This is a genomic window from Bacteroides sp., assembly GCA_036351255.1.
GTDB lineage: Bacteria > Bacteroidota > Bacteroidia > Bacteroidales > UBA7960 > UBA7960.
Genome location: JAZBOS010000109.1, coordinates 104823 through 128668 on the forward strand (window position 1 = coordinate 104823; position 23846 = coordinate 128668).

A 23846-nucleotide genomic window follows, 5' to 3' on the forward strand; every position below is an offset into this window, starting at 1 on the left:
CCACAAACCTCAATGCAATATGCAAGGCGTAACCAAACCGACCCTGCTGGTTGATCGTCAAAAGGCCAAGGCTAATATCGGCCGGATGCTGAAAAAGACCCGCGACCAGGGAGCCATACTGCGGCCCCATTTTAAGACGCATCAGTCAGTGGAAGTTGGGCAGTGGTTCAGGGAATCGGGAGTGGACCGCATTGCGGTTTCTTCGGTTTCAATGGCGAAGCAGTTTGCAAAAGCAGGCTGGAATGACATTCTCATTGCCTTCCCTGTGAACCTTCGGGAAATGGTTGAGATCAACCGCCTGGCAGGTTCCGTCAGGATGGGTTTGACGCTATCTGCGCATGGAGTGATGCCCTTATTTTCTGATCTTTTGCAAGCCCCTGTTGACCTTTGGCTGAAGATCGATGTGGGTACACACCGGACAGGATTTGACCACAGTGATTTGGATGCCATCGGCCATACACTTGAGCAGGCTGGGAAAAATCCCCTGATTACCCTTTCAGGGCTTCTGGCTCACGCCGGGCATACCTATCACGCCCGAAATTCCCAGGAAATCCTGCAAATTCAGCGTGATTCAATGCGCATCCTTAATGGCCTAAAAGACTATTTTACTGATTCTTTTCCCCCGCTTCAGATTTCGTGGGGCGATACGCCCTCGTGTTCGCTCGCCAAAACCTTTTTTGGCGCCGATGAATTGCGGCCGGGCAATTTTGTGTATTATGACCTGATGCAAGCTTCGCTGGGTGCCTGCCGACCGGAGGATATTGCCGTTGCAGTGGCTGCACCAGTGGTTGCCCTCCATCCTGAACGCAATGAAATGGTGATATACGGGGGAGCAGTACACCTTTCGAAAGAGTCCGGTAAGGATGCCCTGGGCTATACCCATTTCGGGCTAATGGTCATACTGGATGAAGACGGACACTGGAGCTTCCCTGAAGAGCCATGTTATGTTAATCGTATTTCACAGGAACACGGGGTGATCAGGCTTCCGGAAAACTTTCTGAATCATTTTAAACCAGGTGATCTGGTGGGCATTTTGCCGGTGCATTCCTGCCTGACCGCGGATTTGTTGCGGAAAGAAACCCGATATATTTAACCTGATTTTCGTTTCCTTCCAACTCTCTTGCCAGTTTAAGGGCCGCTTTCTTATTCGGACCGATATTTTCTTTAACTTTCAGGTCAATAATTCATAAATGGGTTTGATGCCGAAGCTGAGATGGGTAAGGCATGTCTTTTGGTAAGACTTTTTCATGGTGGTTAAAAATTCAGGGGAAAACAAAGGTCAGAAAAAGGAAAAGCCTTGCGGAATGGGGCTATAAGGGATCCTGAATGTGTATGGCGTAAAATTAATTCTGAAACAGGGGCAAAATTAAGTTATTTGTTACGATATTAGCATGGGTTTTTTGAGACTTTTGTTATTAAGCATTTAATAATCAACACAAAACCAATGGAACATAAGAGTCTACCTCAACTATTTGAAACAAGTGTAAAGAAATTTCCCGACAACGTGTTGTTGTGGGAGAAGAAAACCACAGAATACCGTGGTATGACTTACCAGGAAACCTATGAGCGGGTACTTCAGTTGGCAGCAGGGTTCCTGACCCTTAACCTGGAAAAAGGAGACCGTGTGGCCTTGGTCTCGGAAGGCAGGAACGACTGGGTCATTGGAGAACTTGCTCTCTTTTATTGCAATGCCGCCAGTGTTCCGCTTTCAGTTAAACTGGAAGAACCCGGTGATTTGATCTTTCGTATCAGCCATTCTGGCTGCAAGGGCGTGATTGTTTCGGGCAATCATAAGCAAAAGATCTTTAATATCATAGATCAGTTGCCAACCGTTGAATTCATTCTTTTGCTGGATGCCCCTGAAGAGGCGATAGCTGAACCAGCCTTGAAAGATAAGGTGGTTGTGATTGACGATCTGATTGAAAAAGGGGATGGGTATCTGAGGGAGCACCGGGAAGAGCTGGAAGAAATTAAGAACAGTATTGAACCAGATGACCATGCAAATATTTGCTATACTTCAGGGACTACTGCTGATCCGAAAGGGATCATTCTGACACATAAAAATTACTTGTGCAATGTAGAACAGGGTTCAGCCATTTTTGATGTGCCTTCTTACTATACTTCCCTTCATATTCTGCCCTGGGACCATAGTTTTGCCCACACGGTAGGTATTTATGCCCTGATTCGCAACGGTGCCAGCCTGGCTTCAGTAAAAGTGGGCCGTACGGCCAACGAAACCCTTCGCAATGTGCCCATCTGCATCAAGGAAGTGAAGCCTTATTTTCTGCTAAGTGTTCCTGCTTTGGCAAAGAATTTCCGCAAAAACATTGAAAAGGGTGTTAGGGACAAAGGGAAGTTTGCCTGGTCATTGTTTAGTTTTGGCATAAAGGTGGCATATACTTTCAACCAGGAAGGATTTAATAAAGGGCAGGGCTGGCGGATCATTCTTAAGCCGCTTTACAGCCTGATGGATACCATTTTGTTTAAAAAGATACGGGAAAACTTTGGGGGCAGGCTTCGTTTCTTTGTTGGCGGAGGTGCCTTGCTTGACATTGAGTTGCAGCGTTTCTTTTATGCCATAGGCATTCCAATGTACCAGGGTTATGGTCTGACGGAAGCTTCGCCGATCATTTCTTCGAATACGCCAGATTTTCACAAACTGGGCTCTTCGGGGAAGGTGGTTCCCTGGCTCGACCTGAAGATCTGCAGTGATGATGGCCGGGAATTGCCCATCGGCGAACAGGGTGAGATTGTGATCCGCGGCGATAATGTTATGGCAGGTTATTGGGGTAACGAAAAGGCCACCCGGGAAACCATTCGCGATGGGTGGCTGTATACAGGTGATTTGGGTTACCTGGACAAAGATGGCTATCTCTATGTTTTGGGGCGTAGTAAAAGTTTGCTCATTGGCAGTGACGGTGAGAAATACAGTCCCGAAGGCATTGAAGAAGCAATGGTAGAGCAGATCCCGTTCTTTGACCAGGTGATGCTTTATAACAACCAGAACCAGTATACGGTGGCCTTGGTGGTGATCAATAAAGCCAAGCTGAAGGAATTCCTTCAGAAGCATAAATTGATTATTGATACAGAATCGGGTCAGACGGCTGCTTTAGTGAAAATGCGTGCAGAGATTGATCGCTTTATGCCAGGCGGAGACTTTGGCGGAATGTTTCCTGCCAGATGGCTGCCGGCTGCTGTAGCATTCCTCGATGAGCCTTTCTCTGAGCAGAATAAGCTGATGAACAGTACGATGAAAATTGTACGCCCGGCCATTGTAAAATACCATAAGGAAACGCTGGATTATCTTTACTCACCAGAGGGCAAGGAATTACTGAACCCCAAAAATATGGAAGTGATTGCCCAGCTGAGTTAATGCCTGCTGGAAAAAGGCTTATGGTTGCCTTATTTTCTGAAACCAATTTCGCGCCGGGTATCCTCACCCGGCGCTTGTTTTTTATCAGGAGCTGCCTTCAGGATGTCTTCAGCGTGGATGGTGATAAACTCCTCATTAGAGATATCCTCAAGTTCGACAATTCGGTCCGACTGGTTCTGAATGGCTTTTTCGAAAAGGTTACGGGCCATGCGTCCATTTCCGAAGTGTCGGTCACGGTTTTGGAAGGCTTCTTCCATGATGCCCAGGACAGCTTGTTCTGCTTCGGGTGACAACAGGTAATTTTTGGCCTTGGCAATGCGACAGAAGATATCCTTCAACTCCAGTGGATTGTAGTCTTTGAATTCAAAGGTTCTTGAGAATCGTGATTGCAACCCGGTATTGGAGTCAAAGAAGTTCTCCATTTCTTTTGGATATCCTGCCAGAATAACGGCAAGGCGTTCGCGGTCATCTTCAATACGCTTAAGGAGGGTTTGGATGGCTTCGGGCCCAAAATCGCTTTCACCGCCTCCGGCCAGGGAATATGCCTCATCGATGAAGAGAATCCCATCCATAGCAGAATCGATTACCTTGGTGGTTTTTTGGGCGGTTTCACCCACATAGCGGCCAACCAGTCCTGAGCGGTCAACCTCTACCACATGCCCCTTGGCCAGCAAACCCAGCGAGCGGAAGATCCTTCCCATCAGCCTGGCAACGGTAGTCTTCCCTGTTCCGGGAGGGCCAACAAAAACAGAATGAAGCATGATGGGCTCAACAGGAAGATTGCGTTCCACGCGTTTTCTGGCCACTTTCATATGCTTGGCAAGGCGTGATACGTCTTCCTTTACAGAATCCAGTCCAACGAGGTCATTCAGCTCATCCAGGATCGTTTCCAGTGGCACCTCTTTGTTGTCGTCGAAATCATGCTTCACCACTTCGGTGATGTCTTCTTCAATGATGTGCATAAGCTCATTGTCATTTACATCGGGGAGGTCAGCCAGCCTGAAGGCTTGCTGTGAGGTGACCTTCTCAAAAAGGTTACGGACCAGGCGTGCGTTGCCAAAGTTGTTGTCCTTTGAGCGGAAAATGAAATCAAAATACCGTTCAAGTTTTGCTTCAGCTTCTTCGGTTAAATCGAACTGGTTTTTTTCGGCCATGGTTTTGAAAATGGCCAGGAGTTCATCGGGCTGGAAATCCTCAAAGTGAAAGAAATTCTTTACTCTTGATTCAAAACCGCTGTTGGAGGCAATGAGTTCTTTCATCTCCTCGGGATATCCTGCCATAAACACCACGAGGCGGTCGCGGTCAGCGTCCATACGTTTGATGAGGGTGTCAATGGCTTCCTGACTGAAGTCGCTATTTGAGGAGGGCGTCAGGGCGTAGGCCTCGTCAATGAAAAGCACGCCGTCGAGGGCCGAATCAATGACCTTGTTTGTTTTGATGGCCGTATCGCCAATATAATTTGATACAAGTTGACTGCGATCTACTTCTACCAGGTGGCCCTTTTTAAGGATTCCCAACGATTTGAAAATCTGTGCCATTAAGCGGGCAACGGTTGTCTTCCCTGTTCCTGGCGAGCCTTCAAATACAGCATGCCAGGATTTTTGTCCACTTTCTATGCCCATTTCCTTGCGCCTCATCAGGATCTTATGCTCCTTGAGCATTTTATTCACTTCCTGCTTGATTCGGGTCATCCCGATGAGGCCATTGAGCTCTCTGAGGGTCTCTTCAAGGCTTGCCTGAGAATCCGCATCAATACCTGTATTGGATATTCCGGCAGTTTGGCCCGCTTGTTCTTTAATTCCATTCCCTGCAGCGCTTTTTGCCTTTTCCCGCTCAGCATCTGCAAGCATTTCCTTTAAATAATTATTAGATGGATACTTTTTCAGGCCAAGCTTATAAAAGAAGATGGCATTTTCAAAGTCTTCAAAATCATAACAAAGCGTTCCCAGCATTGACCAGTATTCTTTTTCTGAAGGTTCGTATTTCTGGAACAGCTTCTTCTTGGTAGAGACCACAATGTTGAATACTTCTTCGTCTTTTTTGTCTTCCAGGGAGGTAACATAATTTTCCAGGTAAGCCATTTCTTTTGGCATCAGGGTAAAAGCCTTTTTAAAACATGCCCTGGCCTTATCCATTTCTTCCTGAATGGAATAAATGAGCCCCATACGGTTGTGGGAAAGCGCAAAGGCAGGAGCTGTCTCTATCGCCTTCTTACAATATTTCAGGGCTTTGTCGTACTTTTCTTCCTGATAAAATTTATAGGCGGTATTGTCATAATCAATGGCTGTTTGGGGAATGCCGGCATAATCCGGATTCACCCCATCTTGTTCCTGCGGGTTCTCTGCCACTTCAGCAGCCATAGTCTGTGATTGCATTTGTTCCAGCTCCTCAATGGCTGCCTCAGCATTCCGCTGCGCCTTCAATTGTTCGAAGCCTTCCGGTGGTAATGACATCATTATGAACCAACGATCACCAACATAGTTTGCGAAACTGAGCCGGAAACCCTCCTTTAATTTCTCGCGGAAACCTTGCTCCGGGAAATCATTGGCAGTAAACCAGTGTTGACCTTGAAAGGGCAGACCTTTGATGCCAATCAGCACATGCAGGTCGCGATCCCATAGACCTTTTCCATGAGCCAGTTGCCATACATCATAACCATCGTCCCAAGCCTGCTGAAGGCCTTGCTCGGGAAACTCCCTGGAGGTGGAAATTCGCTGTTCATGAATGCCGGTACCTTGGGAGCAGACTAACACCCATTGCTGTTGCCCATAGGAAATATTGGTGACAAAATACCCTTTACGGGCTAGTTTGTTGATGTCACTTTCGGGGAATTTCCGCCCAGTCACAATCTTTTGATTTCCATAAACTTTTTCGGGTGTGGAGAATACAACCCAAACATCATTTTGCCATGTGAGCCAGGTTATGGCATGCCCTTTATGAATGATATCGTTTATTTCCTTTTCAGGAAATTCTGGATTGATTAGCCAGGATTGCTCTGCACTGCTGAAATCCAGTGCATTTGACATGACCCAAACGCTGTTGGCATAACAAACAAAACCGACAGGCTCATTCTTTTGCCAGAATTGCTTGTCAATATCAGATTGCGGAAAGATGGGGCCATTGGAAAAAGAAAAGCGGGATGCAAACATAAAAAAGATATATTAAAAAAAACAGACTGACGACAAATGTAAAAACCTTTGTCAAAAATATAGGCACTTGAGAGGATTTTCTTACGGGTAATACTGAAAAAAATGACCTTAAGCCTGCCATTTCTAATTATTGGGTAATTTTGCCTGTGGAAAAAAGTGAACAGAACATCCCTGAAAATATTGCTGGTTTAAGGATAGAAGAATACTCCTATACCTTGCCTCAGGAAAGGATTGCTTCCTTTCCTTTGGAACAGCGTGATCAGTCAAAATTACTTGTTTCGCGAGGGGGTTTCATTATTGAGTCCCGTTTTGACCAAATCGGGCAATTTTTGCCTGCCGGAAGCCTTATGGTCCTGAACAACACGCGGGTTGTGCAGGCCAGGCTTGAGTTTTTCAAGGAAACCGGTGCGCGTATTGAGATCTTTTGTTTGCAGCCCCTTAAGCCTGTTTCTGATGTTCATCTGGCCCTGGGGCTCTCCAGCCCAGTGCACTGGCAATGTTTGGTGGGCAATGCAAAAAGGTGGAAGTCGGGTGTTCTTAGCCTGGAGAACCCTGCCACGGGTCTTCGGCTAACAGCAGAGCAATTAGACAGGAATGGAGAAGAGTTTGAGGTTGTTTTTTCGTGGAATCCTCCCAATTTAAGCTTTGGAGAAGTGCTTGAACTGGCCGGGCAAACCCCCTTGCCCCCATATATCACTCGTAAAGCTGAGGAAAAGGATAAAACCACTTATCAGACCGTATATGCAAAAGATGATGGTTCTGTGGCAGCACCTACGGCAGGCTTACATTTTACCCGAAAAGTATTCGCTGAACTGGAGGCAAAGGAAATTTCTACCCGGTTTTTGACCTTACACGTAGGGGCGGGTACCTTTAAGCCGGTTTCATCTGAAACCATAGGCGGGCATACCATGCACAGCGAACAATTTCTGGTTGATCGTAAATTTCTTGCAGCCCTTGCCAACCATCAAGGTGATATCGTTGCTGTGGGCACTACCAGTATGCGAACCCTTGAAAGCCTTTACTGGCTGGGGGTAAAAATGCTTCAGGGGTATAAACCATCTGATGGCTATGTTCGCATTGAGCAATGGGAGCCTTATATGCTAAGGGTAGGAGTTAGTGTTAAGGAATCCTTGACAGCTATTGCCGCCTTTATGGATAAGGAAAGCCTGCAGACGATTCAGGGTGAAACGGCCTTGATCATTGTGCCTGAATATGAATTTAAGATTGTGGATGTATTGATCACAAATTTTCACCAGCCCAGGAGTACCCTTTTGCTCCTTGTGGCTGCCTTTGCCGGACCCGCCTGGAAAAAAGCCTACGATTACGCAATGCACCATGGGTTCCGGTTCCTAAGTTATGGTGATAGTTGCCTGTTCTTTCGGAAAAAATTGCATTAGAAACCGGAATTATTTTTAAAAAGACCAATCGACCATTGGATATATTTGGCAAGGCTTTTAAGGATTTTCTAGATGGTGACACCAAAGCCCTAATAAAGGTTTATTTGGATGTTTCGGAGCCGGATGACCTGCCGGTGGCTTATTTTTTCAGGACCTATGAAGATATGCCTGTTTGGGAGCAGATCGCCCTGGATGCCTGCCGTGGAAAGGTTTTAGATGCCGGGGCTGGAGCAGGGGCGCATGCATTGGCCCTGCAGGAGAGGGGAATGGAAGTGGTGGCCCTTGATATCTCTCCCGGGGCCGTCGAGATGATGAAGGTCAGGGGCGTCAAAAACGCCCTATGCCAGGACTTCTTCCATTTTAAAGAAAAAGGTTTTGATTCCTTGCTTTTCTTGATGAATGGCGCTGGAATGGCGGCCAACCTGGAAGGATTGCAGCGGCTGTTTCGCCACGCTCGTAAGTGGATGAACCCCGGAGGTCAAATCCTTGTAGAATCTACTGACCTTATCTATCTTTTTGAAGAGGAAGACGGGGGTTATTGTATCCCTATGGGTGACCACTATTACGGGGAGGTTGTTTACCAGCTGGAATACAAGGGCAGGAAAGGGAAACCTTTTCCATGGTTGTTTGTTGACCCGGATAACCTGACGCATGCGGCCCAAAAAGAAGGTTTCTCCGTTGAGTTCCTTTTCCTTGGAGAAGACCGCAATTATTTAGCCAGACTTGTTCTGGAAAATCCGGTGTAAGATGGGAAAAGGGTTTCAGCGAAGGATCATTAAGACAGACGATGGCTCACACTCCCTTGAGTTGGTGGGCCAAGGCGAACATTATCATTCCACATTTGGTGCGGTGCAGGAAAGCCGGCATGTATTTATTCAGCGCGGCCTGCTTAGCCTCCCCCATAAGGAAACCCCTATTCATATTCTTGAGGTGGGATTTGGAACGGGCTTGAATGCCCTTCTTACCTTTATTGAATCACAAAACCAGGGTATTCAGGTTCATTATTTTACACTTGAGCCTTTTCCGCTGGAGAGGGAAGAATACGAAGTGCTGAATTATCCTCAAATCCTTGAACAAGGCAAATATGCTGCCTGTTTTGAAGCTTTTCATCAATGCGAATGGGATAAGCCGGTAGAGATTGCCAAGGGTTTTTCTTTTCATAAGACCCGGTATGGTCTGAAAGAAGCCAAACTGTCCTCAGGATTTTTTGACTTGGTTTATTTTGATGCCTTTGGCCCTGACACCCAACCCGAATTATGGGAGCAGGCCTTATTCGAAAAGGTCTTCAACGCCATGCACTCGGCTGGGGTGCTTGTCACCTATTGTGCAAAAGGGATGGTTAAAAGAGCCCTCCGGGCTTGCGGCTTTACCATTGAAAGACTTCCAGGACCTCCAGGGAAAAGGGAGATGACCCGGGCCGTGAAACCTTAGGTGGAATTTTTCTTAAGGATAAATCAAAAATCCTTGACGGCTTATTGCGGTTAAAAGATTTGTAATTCAAATGAATTGAAAAAAGTATTTTTGTTTTATTTATAAGCTTTATACTTTATTCTTAATCCTTAAATATGTCTTCCTACGGTCATTTTGTTATTCGTGTTTATGGGCTTGGGATATACGATGATCATCTGCTTGTGGTGGATGAGTTCTGGTTTGATACTTTTATGACCAAATTTCCTGGTGGCGGGCTTGAATATGGGGAAGGAACCATCGATTGCTTGAAAAGAGAATGCATGGAAGAGTTTGGTCAGGAAGTAAAAGTACTGGAACATTTTTATACCACGGATTTTTTCCAGGAGACAAGATTTCTACCTGGCAAGCAATTGATCAGCATTTATTATGTGATGGAAATTAAAAGCCCGCAGAAGATCAAAGTCAGTTCCAAAAAATTTGATTTTGAGAAAAAGGAAGGCTCCATGTCCTTTCGATGGCTGCCACTAGACCATCTAAGCCCAAACGAGTTAACCCTGCCTATTGATAAACTGGTGACGGAAAAGCTTTTGATCTGGCAGAAGAAAAAGCAGTAAAATCTTTTTGTTCTTGATTGGCTGCCCGATACTAAATCGAAAAATAAGAACCAAAAGAAAGGTAAGTTACTGAATTAAATCAGTGACTTCGACCCGTCGTTGGGTGGGGAAAGAAACTTCCTTTTTAAATAAGCAAATGAAATAAAGAAAAAACTCTGGAAGTGGGGGGAGGAGGATTCGAACCTCCGAAGGCTGTGCCAACAGATTTACAGTCTGCCCCATTTGACCGCTCTGGAATCCCCCCAGAAATAAGACTGTAAAAAGTGGGACGTACTGGAATCGAACCAGTGACCTCATGCCTGTCAAGCATGCGCTCTAAACCAACTGAGCTAACGCCCCGTTTTTTGAATTAGGGAATGCAAAAATAACAAAAAAACCTAATCAGGTAAAAAAAATGCGTGCTCTTGGTTTATTTTACCCGGGTTAAAGGGGGATATTCCCGTGTTTTTTCGCAGGGGCAGTTTCGCGCTTGTTCTCGCACATTTCGAGGGCCTGGATCAACTTGAGCCTGGTTTGCCTGGGATGGATGATCTCGTCAATATAACCCAGTCCAGCGGCTTTAAACGGGGTGCAGAAGGCTGATTTATAATCGGCCACTGCCTGGGTCCTCTGGATTTCATCCAGTTTATCCCTGTAAAGAATGCTTGCTGCCCCCTCTGGTCCCATTACCGCGATCTCACCGGTTGGATAGCTGTAATTTACATCCCCGCCCAGGTGTTTGCTCGACATGACAATATATGCACCACCATAGGCTTTCCTTGTAATTACGGTAATTTTTGGAACCGTGGCTTCGGCATAGGCATAAAGCATTTTCGCTCCGTGTTTTATTATTCCCCCATATTCCTGATCAGTACCGGGTAAAAATCCGGGGACGTCCTCGAAGGTGACAATCGGGATATTGAAAGAGTCACAAAACCTTACAAATCGTGCAGCCTTCAAGGAAGCATTGATGTCAATTACTCCGGCAAGCATGGCAGGCTGATTGGCAACAATTCCAACAGGTTTCCCATTTAGGCGTGCAAAGCCAATGATCATATTCTGGGCAAAGTGTTGCTGCACTTCGAAGAAATTGTTATCATCAACCACTGTGGTAATGATTTCTTTCATATCGTAAGGCTTGTTGGGATCTTCCGGAACAAGGTTCGTAAGCTTCTCGTCCTGCCTGTGGGAAGAATCGGTACAAGGTTTTACGGGTGGGTCCTCCATATTATTGGAAGGAAGAAAACTTAGCAATTCGCGAATCATCATCATGGCCTGCTGATCGTCATCGGCAGTGAAGTGTGCCACCCCGCTTTTGGCATTATGCGTCATAGCCCCGCCCAGCTCTTCCTTGGTTACCTCTTCGTGGGTAACCGTTTTTATGACATCAGGTCCGGTAACAAACATATAGCTGGTTTTCCGGGTCATGAAAATGAAGTCTGTTATGGCAGGCGAATACACAGCGCCTCCTGCGCAGGGACCCAGAATGGCAGATATTTGGGGAACTACTCCGCTGGCCTGAACATTCCTGTAAAAGATATCACCATAGCCTGCCAGGCTCTCCACACCTTCCTGGATGCGGGCACCCCCACTGTCGTTCAGGCCAATGATAGGAGCTCCCATTTTCATGGCCAAGTCCATAATCTTCATGACTTTATTGGCGTTGGTTCGGCTAAGGGATCCTCCAAAAACTGTGAAATCCTGGGCAAACACATAAACCAGCCGCCCATCAATTTTACCGTAACCTGTTACAATGCCATCGCCTTCAATCTTTTGCTTGTCCATCCCAAAGTCTGTACACCGGTGAACAATAAATTTATCCAGCTCAACAAATGTTTTTGGATCCAACAGATCTTTAATGCGTTCACGCGCGGTTTTGCGCCCCGAAGCGTGAATTTTAGCTATGCGTTCTTCCCCGCCACCCAATTCGGCGGCACGGTTCTTCTCTTCAAGTTCCCTGTATTTCTCTTTCAATGACATATCATGAATCTTTTTTATTCAACATCTGTATATTCAATGACCACCAAAGGCTGGCGAGCCTCAACGGTTTGTCCCTCGACAACCTTGATTTCGCTTATCCTTCCGGCTTTCTTCGCCTTAAATTCACTCTCCATTTTCATGGCTGAGATGATTACAAGGGTTTGACCGGCTTCAACAGCTTCATCTTCCTTGACCAGTAACCTGACCACTTTCCCGGGAATGGGCGCAGAAACGACACTTTCACCATCATCATCCTGACCTTTCTTTCGACTGGCAAGGTATTTGGCTTCAGCATCAATGATCTCTACTTCAAATGAGTTCTTCAGGGTGTTAACAACAAATCTTTTGATCCCGCCATTGGCTGGAATCAATTCAATGTTAAAGGACTTGTTCTGGTATATGACTGAATAACTGACATTGCTGATCTTAACAAAATCAAGCTCAAATTCTTTACCGTCAACCGAAACCAGTACTTTGTTATCTTGCCGGCTTAGCAACTCAATGTTGGCTATCCGGTTATTCAATTTTACCTCGTATGACATATCCTTTTCCTAGAGTTTAAAAACATTTCTTACCCTGTTGTAGTCTTTCCAGTTGTTCTTCAAGGCCGTCATTTCTTTCGGGCTGGCTTTTTCCATCTTATCCAGGTATTCAATCAAAGCGGTAATCATCACGATCTCTTCACAAGAATTTTCACACCGGTCTTCTTTCATGAGAAATTCAAGGTTTTCCTGGATAAAGTGGGTATTGTAATTTCCCTTTATGAAATCATCAGCAAGAATAATTCGTTCAAGGAATTTTAAGTTGTTTTTCACACCAGTCACCTTGAATTCCTTAATGGCCCGTAATGTCCTTTCAAGCGCATCATTCCGGTCGCGACCCCAAACGATTAACTTGGCAATCAGGGGATCATAATAAAGGGGGATCTCAAAGCCTTCATAGATATATCCGTCAACCCTCACCCCAACGCCGTAAGGGATGTCAATATGACTCACTTTTCCAGGGGCGGGCATAAAGTTGTTTTCGGGATCTTCGGCATAAACCCGGCATTCGATGGCGTGTCCGTTCTGACTTAGTTCAGATTGCTTGAAAGCTAAAGGTAACCCATTGGCGATATTGATTTGCTCTTTGACCAGGTCAACGCCCACAACCCTTTCAGTGATGGGGTGCTCAACCTGCAGGCGGGTATTCATTTCCAGGAAATAGTAATTGAGATCATTGTCCACAATGAACTCAATGGTTCCTGCACCATCGTAATCCACGGCTTTAGCAGCTGCTACTGCGTGCGCTCCCATTTCTATCCTTTTGGCCTCGGTAAGAATGGGAGAAGGTGTTTCTTCAATGATCTTCTGGTGGCGCCTTTGCACCGAGCATTCTCGTTCAAACAAATGGATTACGTTCCCGTGTTTATCTGCCAGGATCTGGAACTCAATGTGGTGGGGCGATTCGATGTATTTTTCAATAAAAACGGAATCATCACCAAATGCTGTTCTTGCTTCCGAACGCGCAGACCGTAGAGCATTCTTGATCTCGCCGGGCTCCTTAACCAGCCGCATGCCCTTTCCACCTCCTCCTGCCGAAGCCTTGATCATCACCGGAAGGCCAATCTCTCCAATGATCTTCAGGGCTTCGCTTTCACTGGAGATCTTCCCGGGTGTACCCGGCACAACAGGCACTCCCGCCTCCGTCATGGTCTTGCGGGCGGTGATCTTATCTCCCATTTTTGAGATCGCATAGGGCGAAGGGCCAATAAAAATGATCCCTTCCTTCTGACAGCGTTCAGAAAACCCTGCATTCTCCGACAAAAATCCATAACCCGGATGTATGGCATCAGCACCGCTGGCTTTAGCGGCTTCAATGATGTTTTTCCGGTTCAGGTATGATTCCAGGGAGGGAGAGGGACCAATATAATACGCTTCATCAGCATAAAGCACGTGCATGGCCTTGCGGTCGGCATCCGAATAAACAGCTACCGTTTGAATGCCCATTTCACGGCAGGAGCGGATAATCCGTACTGCAATTTCCCCTCGATTCGCCACCAAAACTTTTTTGATCATTCTTGTTAGTATTGGTTCTTAATTTTTTTAGGATGGCAAAATTACTAAACAATTGTTTTAAACCAACAAATTTAATTTCTTTTTAAGAAAAATTGGGCGCGATAATCATTACAATCCTTGTTGACATTGGTTTCATCATTCCCTGTCGTGGCTTTTTAGTTCCAGTCCAGGCAATGTCATAACATAAATATAATATTTATTATGATTGTCTTGGAAATAACCGCTGGTTTTTTCTTCCCCAATAGGATGCCGATTTTGGTAAAAACTATAGAATAGACGGGTATTCCGGGACGATTTATTAACCAATTTCCTTTAGCTTTACCCGAATGCAATTCCACCCTTTGCTGTTTTGAAAAAAGCGGTCAAAAGGGGGCAAAGGCTGGTTTGAAAAAAATAGAAATAGTAGAAATTCCTTCCCCTATTAAGGGAAAACGGCAATTTCGGTGAGAAAAAACAATAATGCTATCAGGCGCGTGAGCCGTTACTGCTCAACATATACATTCCCACTGGAATCCTTAAAGACCCTTTTGGAAGAACTTCCACCAAGAATTCCTAAGACGACCAGGAGAATGATGGCGATAACAATCAGATAAGCGGCAATGATCATTGAGGCGAAAGAGGCTATTGCCGATACTACAAGAATCAACAGGAACCTCAGCAATCCCCATAATGCACCTGCCTTGATAAAGCTTTCCACAGCCGTAATAATAACCCCTAATAGCAAGATAATGAAGGCACTCCAAACGATCCAGGTATGCAGGGCATGGCCTTTGGGCCAGAACAAAGGGGTGTTGAAGAAAGCTTCTGTGTCATTCTGCCAGAACACCAGCAATGCACCCATGCCGGCACCAATGATCATGGCACCCATCGCAGCCCATGGCGTTCCCGGATATTTACTGCGGTCGGCCTGGTAGATCAGGAACTCGTCAATGACCCGGAATTTTTTAATAAAAAGCCCGGCAAGTACCAGGATGCCCAAAAGAATGACCCAGAAATACCAGGACCTGAAGTTCATGTATTTCTCACCGAATCTTTCCATTGGAGATTGGGTAATGTCAATTCGGTTCAGATAACGTTCGGGTACAAACCCTGTTTTCCCGGGTTCCGGTTCAAAGCTTACCAGTCTTTCGTTATTTGCCGGGTTGACCATAGCCTCAGCATGGACAATGGTGTCGTTGCGCGAAAGGCTGCCAATGACTTTTGAGTTTTCATCCATTTTCTCACGGACGGGAAGAGAATTGGACGAGACGATGTAAATGTATTCACGCTCGGGCTGCGGTGGTTCCTCGTAAGGGACCTTTGCCCGGAAAAGAGTATTGATTTCATTTTCTGACAGCGCCCTGTCGTAAAGCCTTACTTCATCGATGCTCCCCTTATAAAAATGCTTGCTGCGGGGACAGGCTCCGATCAGGAAAAAGTCACTCCCGTGAATGATCTCGGCGGGCGCCGTGCGTTTCTTTTCATTGGCATAAACGGTGACAGTTTTTTTGTTCTGGTCGTAAACCACCGCTACAAAAGTCCAGTCGGCCCGGTCAATGGTCAGCGACCGGGTTTCGCCATTCCCGTCGTAAGCAAACAATTCCATATTCCGGTCATCGCTATTATACCTGACCTTCAGTGCCCTGTCAAAACCCCCGTCATCCTGTGAAAAAATGGACATGATGGATTGTTTTTTTGGGGGATAATGACCGGTTTTGATCCAGGCCACAAAGGTCATCTCTGGCATTACAACCGGGTTGATGTCAATGGGAATTGTAATTTGGTTCTTTTTCCCAACGAATCGAAAGGAGCCCCTGTTTTCTCCGGTAAAAACATCTTGGTCGGGCCAGACCCGTTTTACAATCCCGTGATTTTCATTTCCGCTCAGATCGCGAGCGTTGCCTGAAAAGTCGTATTGCCCAATAAGACTTTCGGTTGGTTCTTGTGCGGATAAAAGGGTGAAGAGAAAAATAAAAACTGAAAAAACAAATAAAGAATTTTTCATTTGAGGAGTATTTTGTTTTACTGGTAGGCGAAAAGGGCAAATTGGTTGAGTAAATTTTAAAGGACAAACCTAAAAAAAAAATCTCAGGGAAGATGCATAAAATTTAATTATTTGAAAAACCCGGGAAAATTTATTCCCTTTCAGCCAAAGAAATTTGCTCAGCCCCCGAAAGGGCTTGCAACATTATTCGTTGTGGTATGATTCGTTGCGAAGTATGGTAAACGCCCTGTAAAGCTGTTCTGTAAAGAAAAGGCGGGTCATCTGGTGAGAAAAAGTCATGGCTGAAAGCGAAAGTTTCATGCTGGCTTTTTGATACACAACATCGTCAAAGCCCCAGGCGCCCCCAATGACAAACAACAGGTTCTTCACAGAATGGTTGAGTCGTTGTTGCAGAAATCCGGCAAATTCAACGGAAGAAAAAGTTTTTCCCCTTTCATCGAGCAATACGGAAAAATCAGCCTTTTCGATGTGTGTTAAAATGATTTCGGCTTCTTTTTGTTTCAGAAGGGCAGGGGGAAGAGCCTGGTGCTTTTTGGGCAGCTGGGTTTCTATAAGCTCAAAACTGGTATAATGAACCAGCCGTTTTCTGTAGTTTTCAATGCCTTCACGGAGATAAGGCTCATCGGTTTTGCCTATGGCAAGCAAGGTGATCTTCATCAGGTGATTTTGCCTCAAATTTAGGATATTATAGCCATTGTGCCAATGGTTTTTGCCTCAGCATTCATTTTGCATTATCTTTGCAGAGACAATATTGAACCTTTGGAGCAGAATATTTTTTATTTTTTCCGGTTTGGTTCAGTTTTTGTTTAAGAATAGCTGTAATTATTTTACTATCATGATCAGAAGGTTAATAACCCGCATTCTCCTGTATGTTATGTTCGTGCTGCCTGTATTGCCGGCCTTTGGACAGACGGACGCCATGGCCCGTGAGATCTCGCAGGCCATTCGGCAGGGCAATGCCCGCGAAATGTCGAAATATTTTGGACAAAATGTGGACCTGACCCTGCCGGGCAGTGAGGGTACATTCAGCAAATCGCAGGCAGAAGTAATCCTGAGGAATTTTTTCTCGAAAAACGCTCCCAAGGAACTTTCGGTGAATCACCAGGGTAATTCACGCGATGGCTCGGTTTATGTTATCGGCACCCTTCAAACCCGTAACGGGCAAACTTTCAGGACCTATTTCCTGCTGAAAAAAGTGTCCGACACATTCAGGCTGCATCAGGTTCAGTTTGAACCACAATAAATATTTCGTTGTGCATCCAGTTAAAATCTTAAGTAGCTGTCTCAAAAGCAGGAGGCAGCCGCTTTTTTTTGCCTGAGCCGCACTGTCCCCGAACCTCAATCCACCTCTATTTTCAGAGCAATGACCCCGGGTATGAGCCATCATGCTAAACACGACAGATCCATGCCAGGGACATACCTGGCTCATAGTTAATACGGAGTTTATTCGGTTTAAACCGAATAAACTCCGTATTAACTCCGTATTAACTCCGAACATGGTCCGACCCGGTAAGGAGCGTGTCATGATAATATTTTTCCTGTTCTTATTGGCTCAATGGTGGTAAATAAAAGATAATGAGTCATTTGCGAGTATGTCTCAGGTTGCTGGGTTTGTGAATAGGAGAGGTTCAACAAAAGTGGGCAATGTCGCTGATCAGGGGGGAGCCCGGGGAAAAAAGCAGTTTCCAAATTTTGTCGAAGTGGCATGAGAATAAAAAAGGCATAGTATGGAAATTATCAGTAAGGTTGACCTGCGATGGATCCTTGGTTCATCTTATTGATTTTGGAAAAATCTGCTGAAAATCTATTCTGTTTTGTTTCCGAAGGGCGATTCTTTTTGACTATATTTATATTTTTGTATCTAAGCATGGATAGAAGGGACTAAAATTATTCTCTAATTAAGCCAGGGTTCTGATGTTTTCACTTGAGATGGCAATTGTATTGGTAGTGCTTGTGGGAGCAGTTATACTGTTTGCCAGCGAGCGTTTCCCCGTTGATGTAGTTGCCATTATTGCCATGTCTGTCCTGGTCTTGTCGGGGGTTATCAGTCCTGAAGAAGGGGTATCTGGTTTCAGCAATTCAGCTACGATTACGGTTGCAGCGATGTTTATCATCAGTGCGGCATTGTTTAAATCTGGGGCTGTGGTTGGGATCGGCAACAAAATGGCGAAACTGTTTCAGTACAATTTCTGGCTGGGTATCCTGCTGCTGATGGTTACCGTGGCAAGTATTTCGGCCTTTATCAATAATACACCAGTGGTGGCCATTTTTATTCCTATTCTGGCCGGTGCTGCCGCCACTTCCAATCACAGCCTTGGGAAAATGCTTATGCCCCTGTCCTATGCTTCGATGTTTGGGGGATTATGCACCCTGGTCGGGACCTCAACCAATATCCTGGTCAGCGGGGTGGCTGCCGATCATGGCCTTGAGCCTTTTGCCATGTTCGAGATGGCTAAGATGGGCCTGGTGCTTATGGCTGCGGGGGTGGTGTATATGATGACTGTTGGGATTCGCCTGATTCCTGATCGCGGAAATAGCGAAGGCCTGGTGAAGAAGTTTGGAATGGGCGACTATCTTACCGAGATTGTCTTGCTTCATAATGCCCCTTCCGCTGGAAAATCCATTTCAGAATCCCCGTTGGTTAAATCCCTTGAAATAGATATCCTTGAGGTGAATAAAAACGGCCAGCATTTTATTATGCCAAGCGGTGATATGTTGCTGGAGGAGGGCGATATCCTGAAGGTAAGGTGTGATGTTAGCAAAATTAAAGCCCTCAAGGAAAGACAAGGCATCGCCCTGAAAAGTGACTTTAAGTTTAGCGAAAAGAAAATGCGAGGGGGGGAAGGCGAAAAAGAAGAGGAGAAGTTAATCCTTGTGGAAGCTGTTATTGCCCCTAATAGCCATTTTGAAGGAAAGACGGTTAAGGAGCTGGGCTTTCGCCAGCGCTATGGCGCCACAGTGCTGGCCATTCGTCACCGTGGCGAGATTATGCGTGATAAGGTGGCCACAACGGTCCTACGTTCGGGCGATACCTTGCTGATCGAAGTAGACCACGAAAGACTTCCTAATTTGCAGCAGTTGCAATTGCGGGGGCGTAATACGTTTTTAATTGTTTCAGAGGTTGGGTTTCCCGAGTTCAGGAAGGATAAGATATACACCGTAATTTTTACCCTGGCAGCCATCATTGCCCTGGCTTCCTTTAACATTCTTCCCATCATGGTTGCTGCCCTGATTGGCTCCATGTTCCTGGTAGTAACCAATTGCATCAGTATGGAGGAAGCCTATACGGCCATCGACTGGAAGGTGATTTTCTTGCTGGCTGGGGCCATGAGCCTTGGGGTTGCCCTTGATAACAGCGGGGCGGCAATGCTGATCAGTGATTTACTAATTAACCTGGTGGGAGGCTGGGGGCCTACGGCTGTGCTTTCAATTCTTTTCCTCGTCACCACCCTGCTCACTTCGGCTATGAGCAATAATGCAAGTGCGGTCTTACTGGCCCCCATTGCTATCGCCACGGCGGTTTCACTAAACGTGGACCCCAGACCCATGCTGATGGCCATTACCTTTGCCGCTTCCTCAAGCTTTATGACCCCGGTGGGCTACCAAACCAATACGATGATTTATGGCGCCGGAAGATATAAATTCACCGATTTTATCCGGGTTGGAACACCACTTAATCTTATCTTCTGGTTTTTGGCCACCTGGTTGATACCGGTTTTTTTCCCATTTTAAATATTACAGTAAATGGAAAGTATTAAAAGTTTCTTTTTGTCAGCAAAGGAATTCCTGCAAGAGCCCCTGTTTAGCCTTGGAAAATCAACCTTTACGCTTTCAACAATATTATACCTGATCATCTCCATTTATCTGCTGTTTTTTCTTACTGCCAAATTGAAGAAACTCCTGGCTGATAAAATCCTGGCCAAGTATAATGTAGATATCGGGATAAGGCAGGCCATCAGCACCATTCTAAGGTATGTCATCGTTACCCTGGGTCTTATCATCATCATTCAAACTGCGGGCATTGACATGAGCTTTGTAACGGTCCTTGCCGGAGCTCTTGGGGTAGGTATTGGTTTTGGCTTGCAGAACATTACCAATAATTTCGTGAGTGGGATTGTGATATTGGTGGAAAGACCTGTTAAAATTGCTGATCGTATTGAAGTCATTACGCAGTCAGGTGAAAGGATCTCGGGCGATGTAATCGATATATCTGCACGGGCTACCACTATTCTTACCAATGACAACATCGCCATCATTGTTCCCAATTCAAATTTAATCACTTCGGCTGTCATCAACTGGAGTTATAATGACAAGCGGGTCAGGTTTAATTTCATTGTTCCTGTTCACTATAGTGAAAACCCTGAATTGGTGAAAAAGGTACTGCTGGAGGTGGCCCGGGAGAATGACGGGATATTGAAGACGCCCATCCCTGACGTGTTGCTGGATGAATTTGGTGACAGTTCAATAAATTATATTTTAAGGGTTTGGACCTCCCGGTATATTCAGAAACCCGGTGTGCTGCGCAGCCAGTTGTATTATGCCATTGTGAAAAAGTTCAGGGAAAACAACATAACCATTCCATATCCTCAAATGGATCTGTATCTCAAAGAAGTTCCGGATGGATTCATTAAGGCCCCCAAAGCCTGATGGCGTTTCCCGGGGGAGTAGGTTTAATTGCCTTATTTTGAATCAAAATTGAGTGGGTTTTAAAACAAAAAATAATACTGATAATCAATAGGTGATACTTTCCATTGAAAATATCCTGCTCATCGGATCCGTGCTGATTTTTATCAGCGTGATTGCCAGCAAAACTTCCCTGAAGACCGGGATCCCCATTTTGATTGTATTTCTTGGCGTTGGGATGCTTGCAGGATCCGACGGGATTGGGAAGATTCCTTTTGATAACCCTCAGATGGCTCAGTGGCTTGGGACTACGGCCTTGACCATCATCCTGTTTTCCGGGGGCCTTGACACGAAAATGGAGAGCGCCAGGAAAATTTTAAGGCAAGGCATATCCTTGAGTGTCCTGGGGGTTTTGATCTCGGCTTTTTCCGTAGGCTTTCTGCTGCACTGGATCCTTGGTATCAACCTGCTTGAAGGCCTGTTGATCGGGTCGATCATTTCCTCTACGGATGCTGCGGCTGTATTCTCCATTCTCCGTTCACGCAAGACCGGCCTGAAGGGCAACCTCAGGCCCCTGCTGGAACTGGAGTCAGGAAGCAATGACCCTATGGCCTATTTTCTCACCATAACCTTTGTTTCCCTGATCTTGAATCCTGAACAAATTGGGTTTTCACTGCTTCTTGTCTTTTTCCAGCAGATGTTCCTGGGGGCTGTCATTGGTTATTTCCTGGGAAGGGTCATGGAGTTTGTGACCAACCGGATCAAACTGGATTATGAAGGCTTGTATCCGGTCATGATTCTGGCCATGATGTTCTTTACCTATTCCATTACCGATTTTTTCAATGGCAACGGGTTCCTGGCCGTTTACCTTTCAGGGATCATCCTTGGGAACAAGAACTTCATTCACAAGAAATCTGTTCTGAGGTTTTTTGATGGGATAGCCTGGATGATGCAGATAACGATGTTTCTTGCGCTGGGCCTTCTTGTGTTTCCTTCCAAGGTATTGCCGGTGATGGGTACTGGCCTGCTAATTGCAGGCATCCTGATCTTTATTGCCCGCCCGCTGAGTGTCTTTATCAGCCTGGCCTTCTCCAGGATGCCCCTGAGGCAAAGGTTCTTTATCTCCTGGGTGGGACTCAGGGGAGCTGTGCCCATTGTTTTTGCCACTTTCCCAATGGTGTATGGATTGCAAAACTCCGAACTGATCTTCCACCTGGTCTTTTTTGTTGTAATCACTTCCGTCCTTGTGCAGGGCACCACCCTTACCCTCTCGGCAAGGCTATTTGGAGTGGAAGACAAGACGGCGAAGCCCAGCGACTATCCCCTGGAAAAAGAACTGATCGACCAGGTGAAGAAAGACCTGATGGAGGTTAAGATCACCCCAGGGTGCCGTGCCGCCAATAAATCCATCGTACAGCTTAACTTTCCCCGATCCGCTTTGATCGTAATGATTAAAAGGGAAGGCCTCTACCTGACCCCGAGGGGGGATACGGTGCTTAAACCCGGCGACAAGCTCTGGGTCATTGCCGAAGACCAGGAAGAAGTCACCAATGTAATGAAAAGCATTGGAGTCACCTCTTATCAAAAAAAACAAATTGATTCGGAAGAACAGGATTGATTTGATTTACCTGCAATGGCCATCAGCTTTTAGAGCCGGTCATTTCATCCAGGATAGAGGCAAGGGTTTTGGTCAGGGTTTTCCTTGAGAACTTTTCTGTTCCTGTATTGCCTGAGTCAAGATTCTCTTGCTTAAAGTCTTCAGCAAACCCCTTTAACAGGACTTTCACCTTTTCCTGATCAGAGAATCCTGTTACTTTGCCGCTTTGGGTTTCCTCAATGATCCTTGCTGTGTCGCCCTCTTCTGGTCCAATGACAAGGATGGGCCGCTTCAGGGCCAGGTATTCATACAATTTGCCGGGAGTGATGCCCATCACGTTAGGGGTATCGTTCAAAGGCAGCAAAAGCAAGGCAGACTGCGAAGCCTGGGCAAGGGCCTGGTCGTGGGGAAGGTAATCAACTTTTTCAACAAAGGGGGTAAGGCCATTCTTTTCCAGGGCCTCCATCACCGAAATGTCGGTTTTCCCGATGAGCCTTATCAACAGGTTTTCTCGGAAAAATTCATTTTCCTTTACCAGTTCTGCCAAGGCATTCCACAGCTGATGAGGATTACGGTCGGCATTCAGAGAGCCGAGATGGGTGATGCTGAATGTATCGTAGGTAAAATCGGGTAGACCTTCAAAGTCCTCCGGATCAAAGCCATTGGTCAACACTTCGATCTCCCGGGGATTAATGCCTTTCAGATCCTTTGCCCAGTTTTTGCTTACAATCAGGACCCGGTCAGCAAGTTTAAGCACATTTCTCTCCAGTCGTTTGTGCTTCTTGTCAGCCCAGCGGGTCAGCATCAGCTTGTCGTAAAAGTCAATCTGGGTCCAGGGGTCCCGGAAATCAGCTAGCCAGGGGATGTTCGTCTTTTTCTTGACCCCAAGGGCAATCAGGTGCATGGAATGGGGCGGGCCGGTAGAAACCATTGCATCAACCGGATTCTCTTTCAGCCATTGGGTCAGAAAGCGAACGGATGGCCGTATCCAAAAGCGGCGTGCATCGGGGATAAACAGGTTACCTCTCAGCCATGTGGCCATGCGCTCAGCCAGCCCCGGCTTCTTGTGCTCGCTGATAAAGCCGGCCTGTACCTTTTCGTGCTTTTTTCGGCCGGTGAAAGCCTTGTACAACTGGTAGGGCTCCCAAATCCTGGTTTTCAATACGGTAATGCCAGCGGGAACGTCACGCGCCAGTGATGGGTCCTGCCCGGGGTATTCAGGATTTTCAGGGGTGAATATCACCGGCTCCCAGCCATATTCGCGCAGGTATTTGCTGAACTTCAGCCAGCGCTGAACGCCTGCACCCGCGCTGGGCGGCCAGTAATAGGTTATGATCAGGACGCGTTTCAAAAAAACGATAGATTTAACTGTCAAAAATCTGGTCTGCGGGGTCCTTGCGGAATCGCTTCACAAACTGCCAGACCCAGATGCCGATCAGGGCCAGGAGAATAAAACTGAAAGCCCAGGCGATTTTTCCGCCGGCATAAAAGGCAGCTGGCCTGAACTCAAACTCGATCTCCCCACTGCCTGCAGGAACCACCAGCCCCCGCAATAGATAATTAACCCGCAGGGGGGGCGCTTTCTCTCCATTGATCCTGACCTTCCATCCTTCAGGATAATAGATCTCTGAAAAGACAGCCAATTGGTCCGTATCCGTTTGGTATTGATATTTCAGGTAATTG

At 46.2% G+C, this 23846-nt stretch carries 18 protein-coding genes and 2 tRNA genes; 10 read left to right on the forward strand and 10 right to left on the reverse strand.

Annotated features, from left to right (window positions below):
• Positions 1 to 19: 19 nt before the first annotated feature.
• On the forward strand, positions 20 to 1093 hold the full coding sequence (locus tag V2I46_11015) for an alanine racemase (GenBank protein ID MEE4178027.1): 1074 nt from the start codon (positions 20 to 22) through the stop codon (positions 1091 to 1093).
• A gap of 351 nt (positions 1094 to 1444) precedes the next feature.
• The gene (locus tag V2I46_11020) at positions 1445 to 3373 is read left to right on the forward strand and encodes an AMP-binding protein (protein MEE4178028.1); all 1929 of its coding nucleotides are present in this window, start codon (positions 1445 to 1447) and stop codon (positions 3371 to 3373) included.
• 29 nt (positions 3374 to 3402) lie between these two features.
• Here the strand turns inward: V2I46_11020 and V2I46_11025 are convergent, their stop codons facing one another.
• Entirely contained in the window at positions 3403 to 6522 is a 3120-nt protein-coding gene (locus V2I46_11025; protein MEE4178029.1) for an AAA family ATPase, read from the reverse strand.
• A gap of 146 nt (positions 6523 to 6668) precedes the next feature.
• Here V2I46_11025 and V2I46_11030 point away from each other — a divergent pair, with 146 nt between their 5' ends.
• The 4 genes from V2I46_11030 (at position 6669) to V2I46_11045 (ending at position 9943) form a co-directional block, all read left to right on the forward strand.
• On the forward strand, positions 6669 to 7919 hold the full coding sequence (locus tag V2I46_11030; GenBank protein MEE4178030.1) for an S-adenosylmethionine:tRNA ribosyltransferase-isomerase: 1251 nt from the start codon (positions 6669 to 6671) through the stop codon (positions 7917 to 7919).
• Between the two features lie 35 nt (positions 7920 to 7954).
• Positions 7955 to 8665, forward strand: a complete 711-nt coding sequence (locus V2I46_11035) for a class I SAM-dependent methyltransferase (protein MEE4178031.1) — start codon at positions 7955 to 7957, stop codon at positions 8663 to 8665.
• A 1-nt stretch (position 8666) separates the two neighbouring features.
• Positions 8667 to 9350 (forward strand): tRNA (5-methylaminomethyl-2-thiouridine)(34)-methyltransferase MnmD, encoded by a 684-nt coding sequence (gene mnmD / locus V2I46_11040; GenBank protein ID MEE4178032.1) that lies wholly within the window; start codon positions 8667 to 8669, stop codon positions 9348 to 9350.
• Between the two features lie 134 nt (positions 9351 to 9484).
• The gene (locus V2I46_11045; GenBank protein ID MEE4178033.1) at positions 9485 to 9943 is read left to right on the forward strand and encodes an NUDIX domain-containing protein; all 459 of its coding nucleotides are present in this window, start codon (positions 9485 to 9487) and stop codon (positions 9941 to 9943) included.
• A 162-nt stretch (positions 9944 to 10105) separates the two neighbouring features.
• On the opposite strand, the gene V2I46_11050 is transcribed toward V2I46_11045, so the two are convergent.
• The 7 genes from V2I46_11050 to V2I46_11080 form a co-directional block, all read right to left on the reverse strand.
• Positions 10106 to 10187: transfer RNA gene (locus tag V2I46_11050), tRNA-Tyr, on the reverse strand.
• Positions 10188 to 10207: 20 nt separating this feature from the next.
• A tRNA-Val gene (locus V2I46_11055) sits at positions 10208 to 10282 on the reverse strand.
• Positions 10283 to 10366: 84 nt separating this feature from the next.
• Positions 10367 to 11902: an acyl-CoA carboxylase subunit beta gene (locus V2I46_11060; protein MEE4178034.1), complete on the reverse strand. Its 1536-nt coding sequence runs from the start codon at positions 11900 to 11902 to the stop codon at positions 10367 to 10369.
• Between the two features lie 14 nt (positions 11903 to 11916).
• A complete protein-coding gene (locus tag V2I46_11065) occupies positions 11917 to 12444 on the reverse strand; it encodes a biotin/lipoyl-containing protein (protein ID MEE4178035.1) in 528 nt (175 codons plus the stop codon).
• A 9-nt stretch (positions 12445 to 12453) separates the two neighbouring features.
• Positions 12454 to 13959: an acetyl-CoA carboxylase biotin carboxylase subunit gene (gene accC / locus V2I46_11070; protein MEE4178036.1), complete on the reverse strand. Its 1506-nt coding sequence runs from the start codon at positions 13957 to 13959 to the stop codon at positions 12454 to 12456.
• Positions 13960 to 14440: 481 nt separating this feature from the next.
• On the reverse strand, positions 14441 to 15943 hold the full coding sequence (locus V2I46_11075; protein ID MEE4178037.1) for a LamG-like jellyroll fold domain-containing protein: 1503 nt from the start codon (positions 15941 to 15943) through the stop codon (positions 14441 to 14443).
• A 183-nt stretch (positions 15944 to 16126) separates the two neighbouring features.
• Positions 16127 to 16600, reverse strand: coding sequence for a 23S rRNA (pseudouridine(1915)-N(3))-methyltransferase RlmH (locus V2I46_11080; protein ID MEE4178038.1), 474 nt, complete (start codon positions 16598 to 16600; stop codon positions 16127 to 16129).
• 178 nt (positions 16601 to 16778) lie between these two features.
• Between V2I46_11080 and V2I46_11085 the strand changes: the two genes are divergently transcribed.
• The 4 genes from V2I46_11085 (at position 16779) to V2I46_11100 (ending at position 22184) form a co-directional block, all read left to right on the forward strand.
• A complete protein-coding gene (locus V2I46_11085; GenBank protein ID MEE4178039.1) occupies positions 16779 to 17186 on the forward strand; it encodes a DUF4783 domain-containing protein in 408 nt (135 codons plus the stop codon).
• A 671-nt stretch (positions 17187 to 17857) separates the two neighbouring features.
• On the forward strand, positions 17858 to 19675 hold the full coding sequence (locus tag V2I46_11090; protein MEE4178040.1) for an SLC13 family permease: 1818 nt from the start codon (positions 17858 to 17860) through the stop codon (positions 19673 to 19675).
• 12 nt (positions 19676 to 19687) lie between these two features.
• Positions 19688 to 20590 carry a mechanosensitive ion channel domain-containing protein gene (locus V2I46_11095; GenBank protein MEE4178041.1) on the forward strand — a complete coding sequence of 301 codons (903 nt, stop codon included), beginning with the start codon at positions 19688 to 19690 and terminating at the stop codon, positions 20588 to 20590.
• A 91-nt stretch (positions 20591 to 20681) separates the two neighbouring features.
• On the forward strand, positions 20682 to 22184 hold the full coding sequence (locus tag V2I46_11100) for a potassium/proton antiporter (GenBank protein MEE4178042.1): 1503 nt from the start codon (positions 20682 to 20684) through the stop codon (positions 22182 to 22184).
• 22 nt (positions 22185 to 22206) lie between these two features.
• Here the strand turns inward: V2I46_11100 and V2I46_11105 are convergent, their stop codons facing one another.
• Entirely contained in the window at positions 22207 to 23514 is a 1308-nt protein-coding gene (locus tag V2I46_11105; GenBank protein MEE4178043.1) for a glycosyltransferase family 4 protein, read from the reverse strand.
• A gap of 13 nt (positions 23515 to 23527) precedes the next feature.
• On the reverse strand, positions 23528 to 23846 hold a 319-nt coding region (locus V2I46_11110; protein MEE4178044.1), incomplete at its 5' end, for a YfhO family protein.

Coding starts and splice junctions, on each gene's coding strand:
- V2I46_11015 (MEE4178027.1), top strand. CDS start 20: ATGCAAGGCGTAACCAAACCGACCCTGCTGGTTGATCGTCAAAAGGCC.
- V2I46_11020 (MEE4178028.1), top strand. CDS start 1,445: ATGGAACATAAGAGTCTACCTCAACTATTTGAAACAAGTGTAAAGAAA.
- V2I46_11025 (MEE4178029.1), bottom strand. CDS start 6,522: ATGTTTGCATCCCGCTTTTCTTTTTCCAATGGCCCCATCTTTCCGCAA.
- mnmD (MEE4178032.1), top strand. CDS start 8,667: ATGGGAAAAGGGTTTCAGCGAAGGATCATTAAGACAGACGATGGCTCA.
- V2I46_11045 (MEE4178033.1), top strand. CDS start 9,485: ATGTCTTCCTACGGTCATTTTGTTATTCGTGTTTATGGGCTTGGGATA.
- V2I46_11060 (MEE4178034.1), bottom strand. CDS start 11,902: ATGTCATTGAAAGAGAAATACAGGGAACTTGAAGAGAAGAACCGTGCC.
- V2I46_11065 (MEE4178035.1), bottom strand. CDS start 12,444: ATGTCATACGAGGTAAAATTGAATAACCGGATAGCCAACATTGAGTTG.
- accC (MEE4178036.1), bottom strand. CDS start 13,959: ATGATCAAAAAAGTTTTGGTGGCGAATCGAGGGGAAATTGCAGTACGG.
- V2I46_11075 (MEE4178037.1), bottom strand. CDS start 15,943: ATGAAAAATTCTTTATTTGTTTTTTCAGTTTTTATTTTTCTCTTCACC.
- V2I46_11080 (MEE4178038.1), bottom strand. CDS start 16,600: ATGAAGATCACCTTGCTTGCCATAGGCAAAACCGATGAGCCTTATCTC.
- V2I46_11085 (MEE4178039.1), top strand. CDS start 16,779: ATGATCAGAAGGTTAATAACCCGCATTCTCCTGTATGTTATGTTCGTG.
- V2I46_11090 (MEE4178040.1), top strand. CDS start 17,858: ATGTTTTCACTTGAGATGGCAATTGTATTGGTAGTGCTTGTGGGAGCA.
- V2I46_11095 (MEE4178041.1), top strand. CDS start 19,688: ATGGAAAGTATTAAAAGTTTCTTTTTGTCAGCAAAGGAATTCCTGCAA.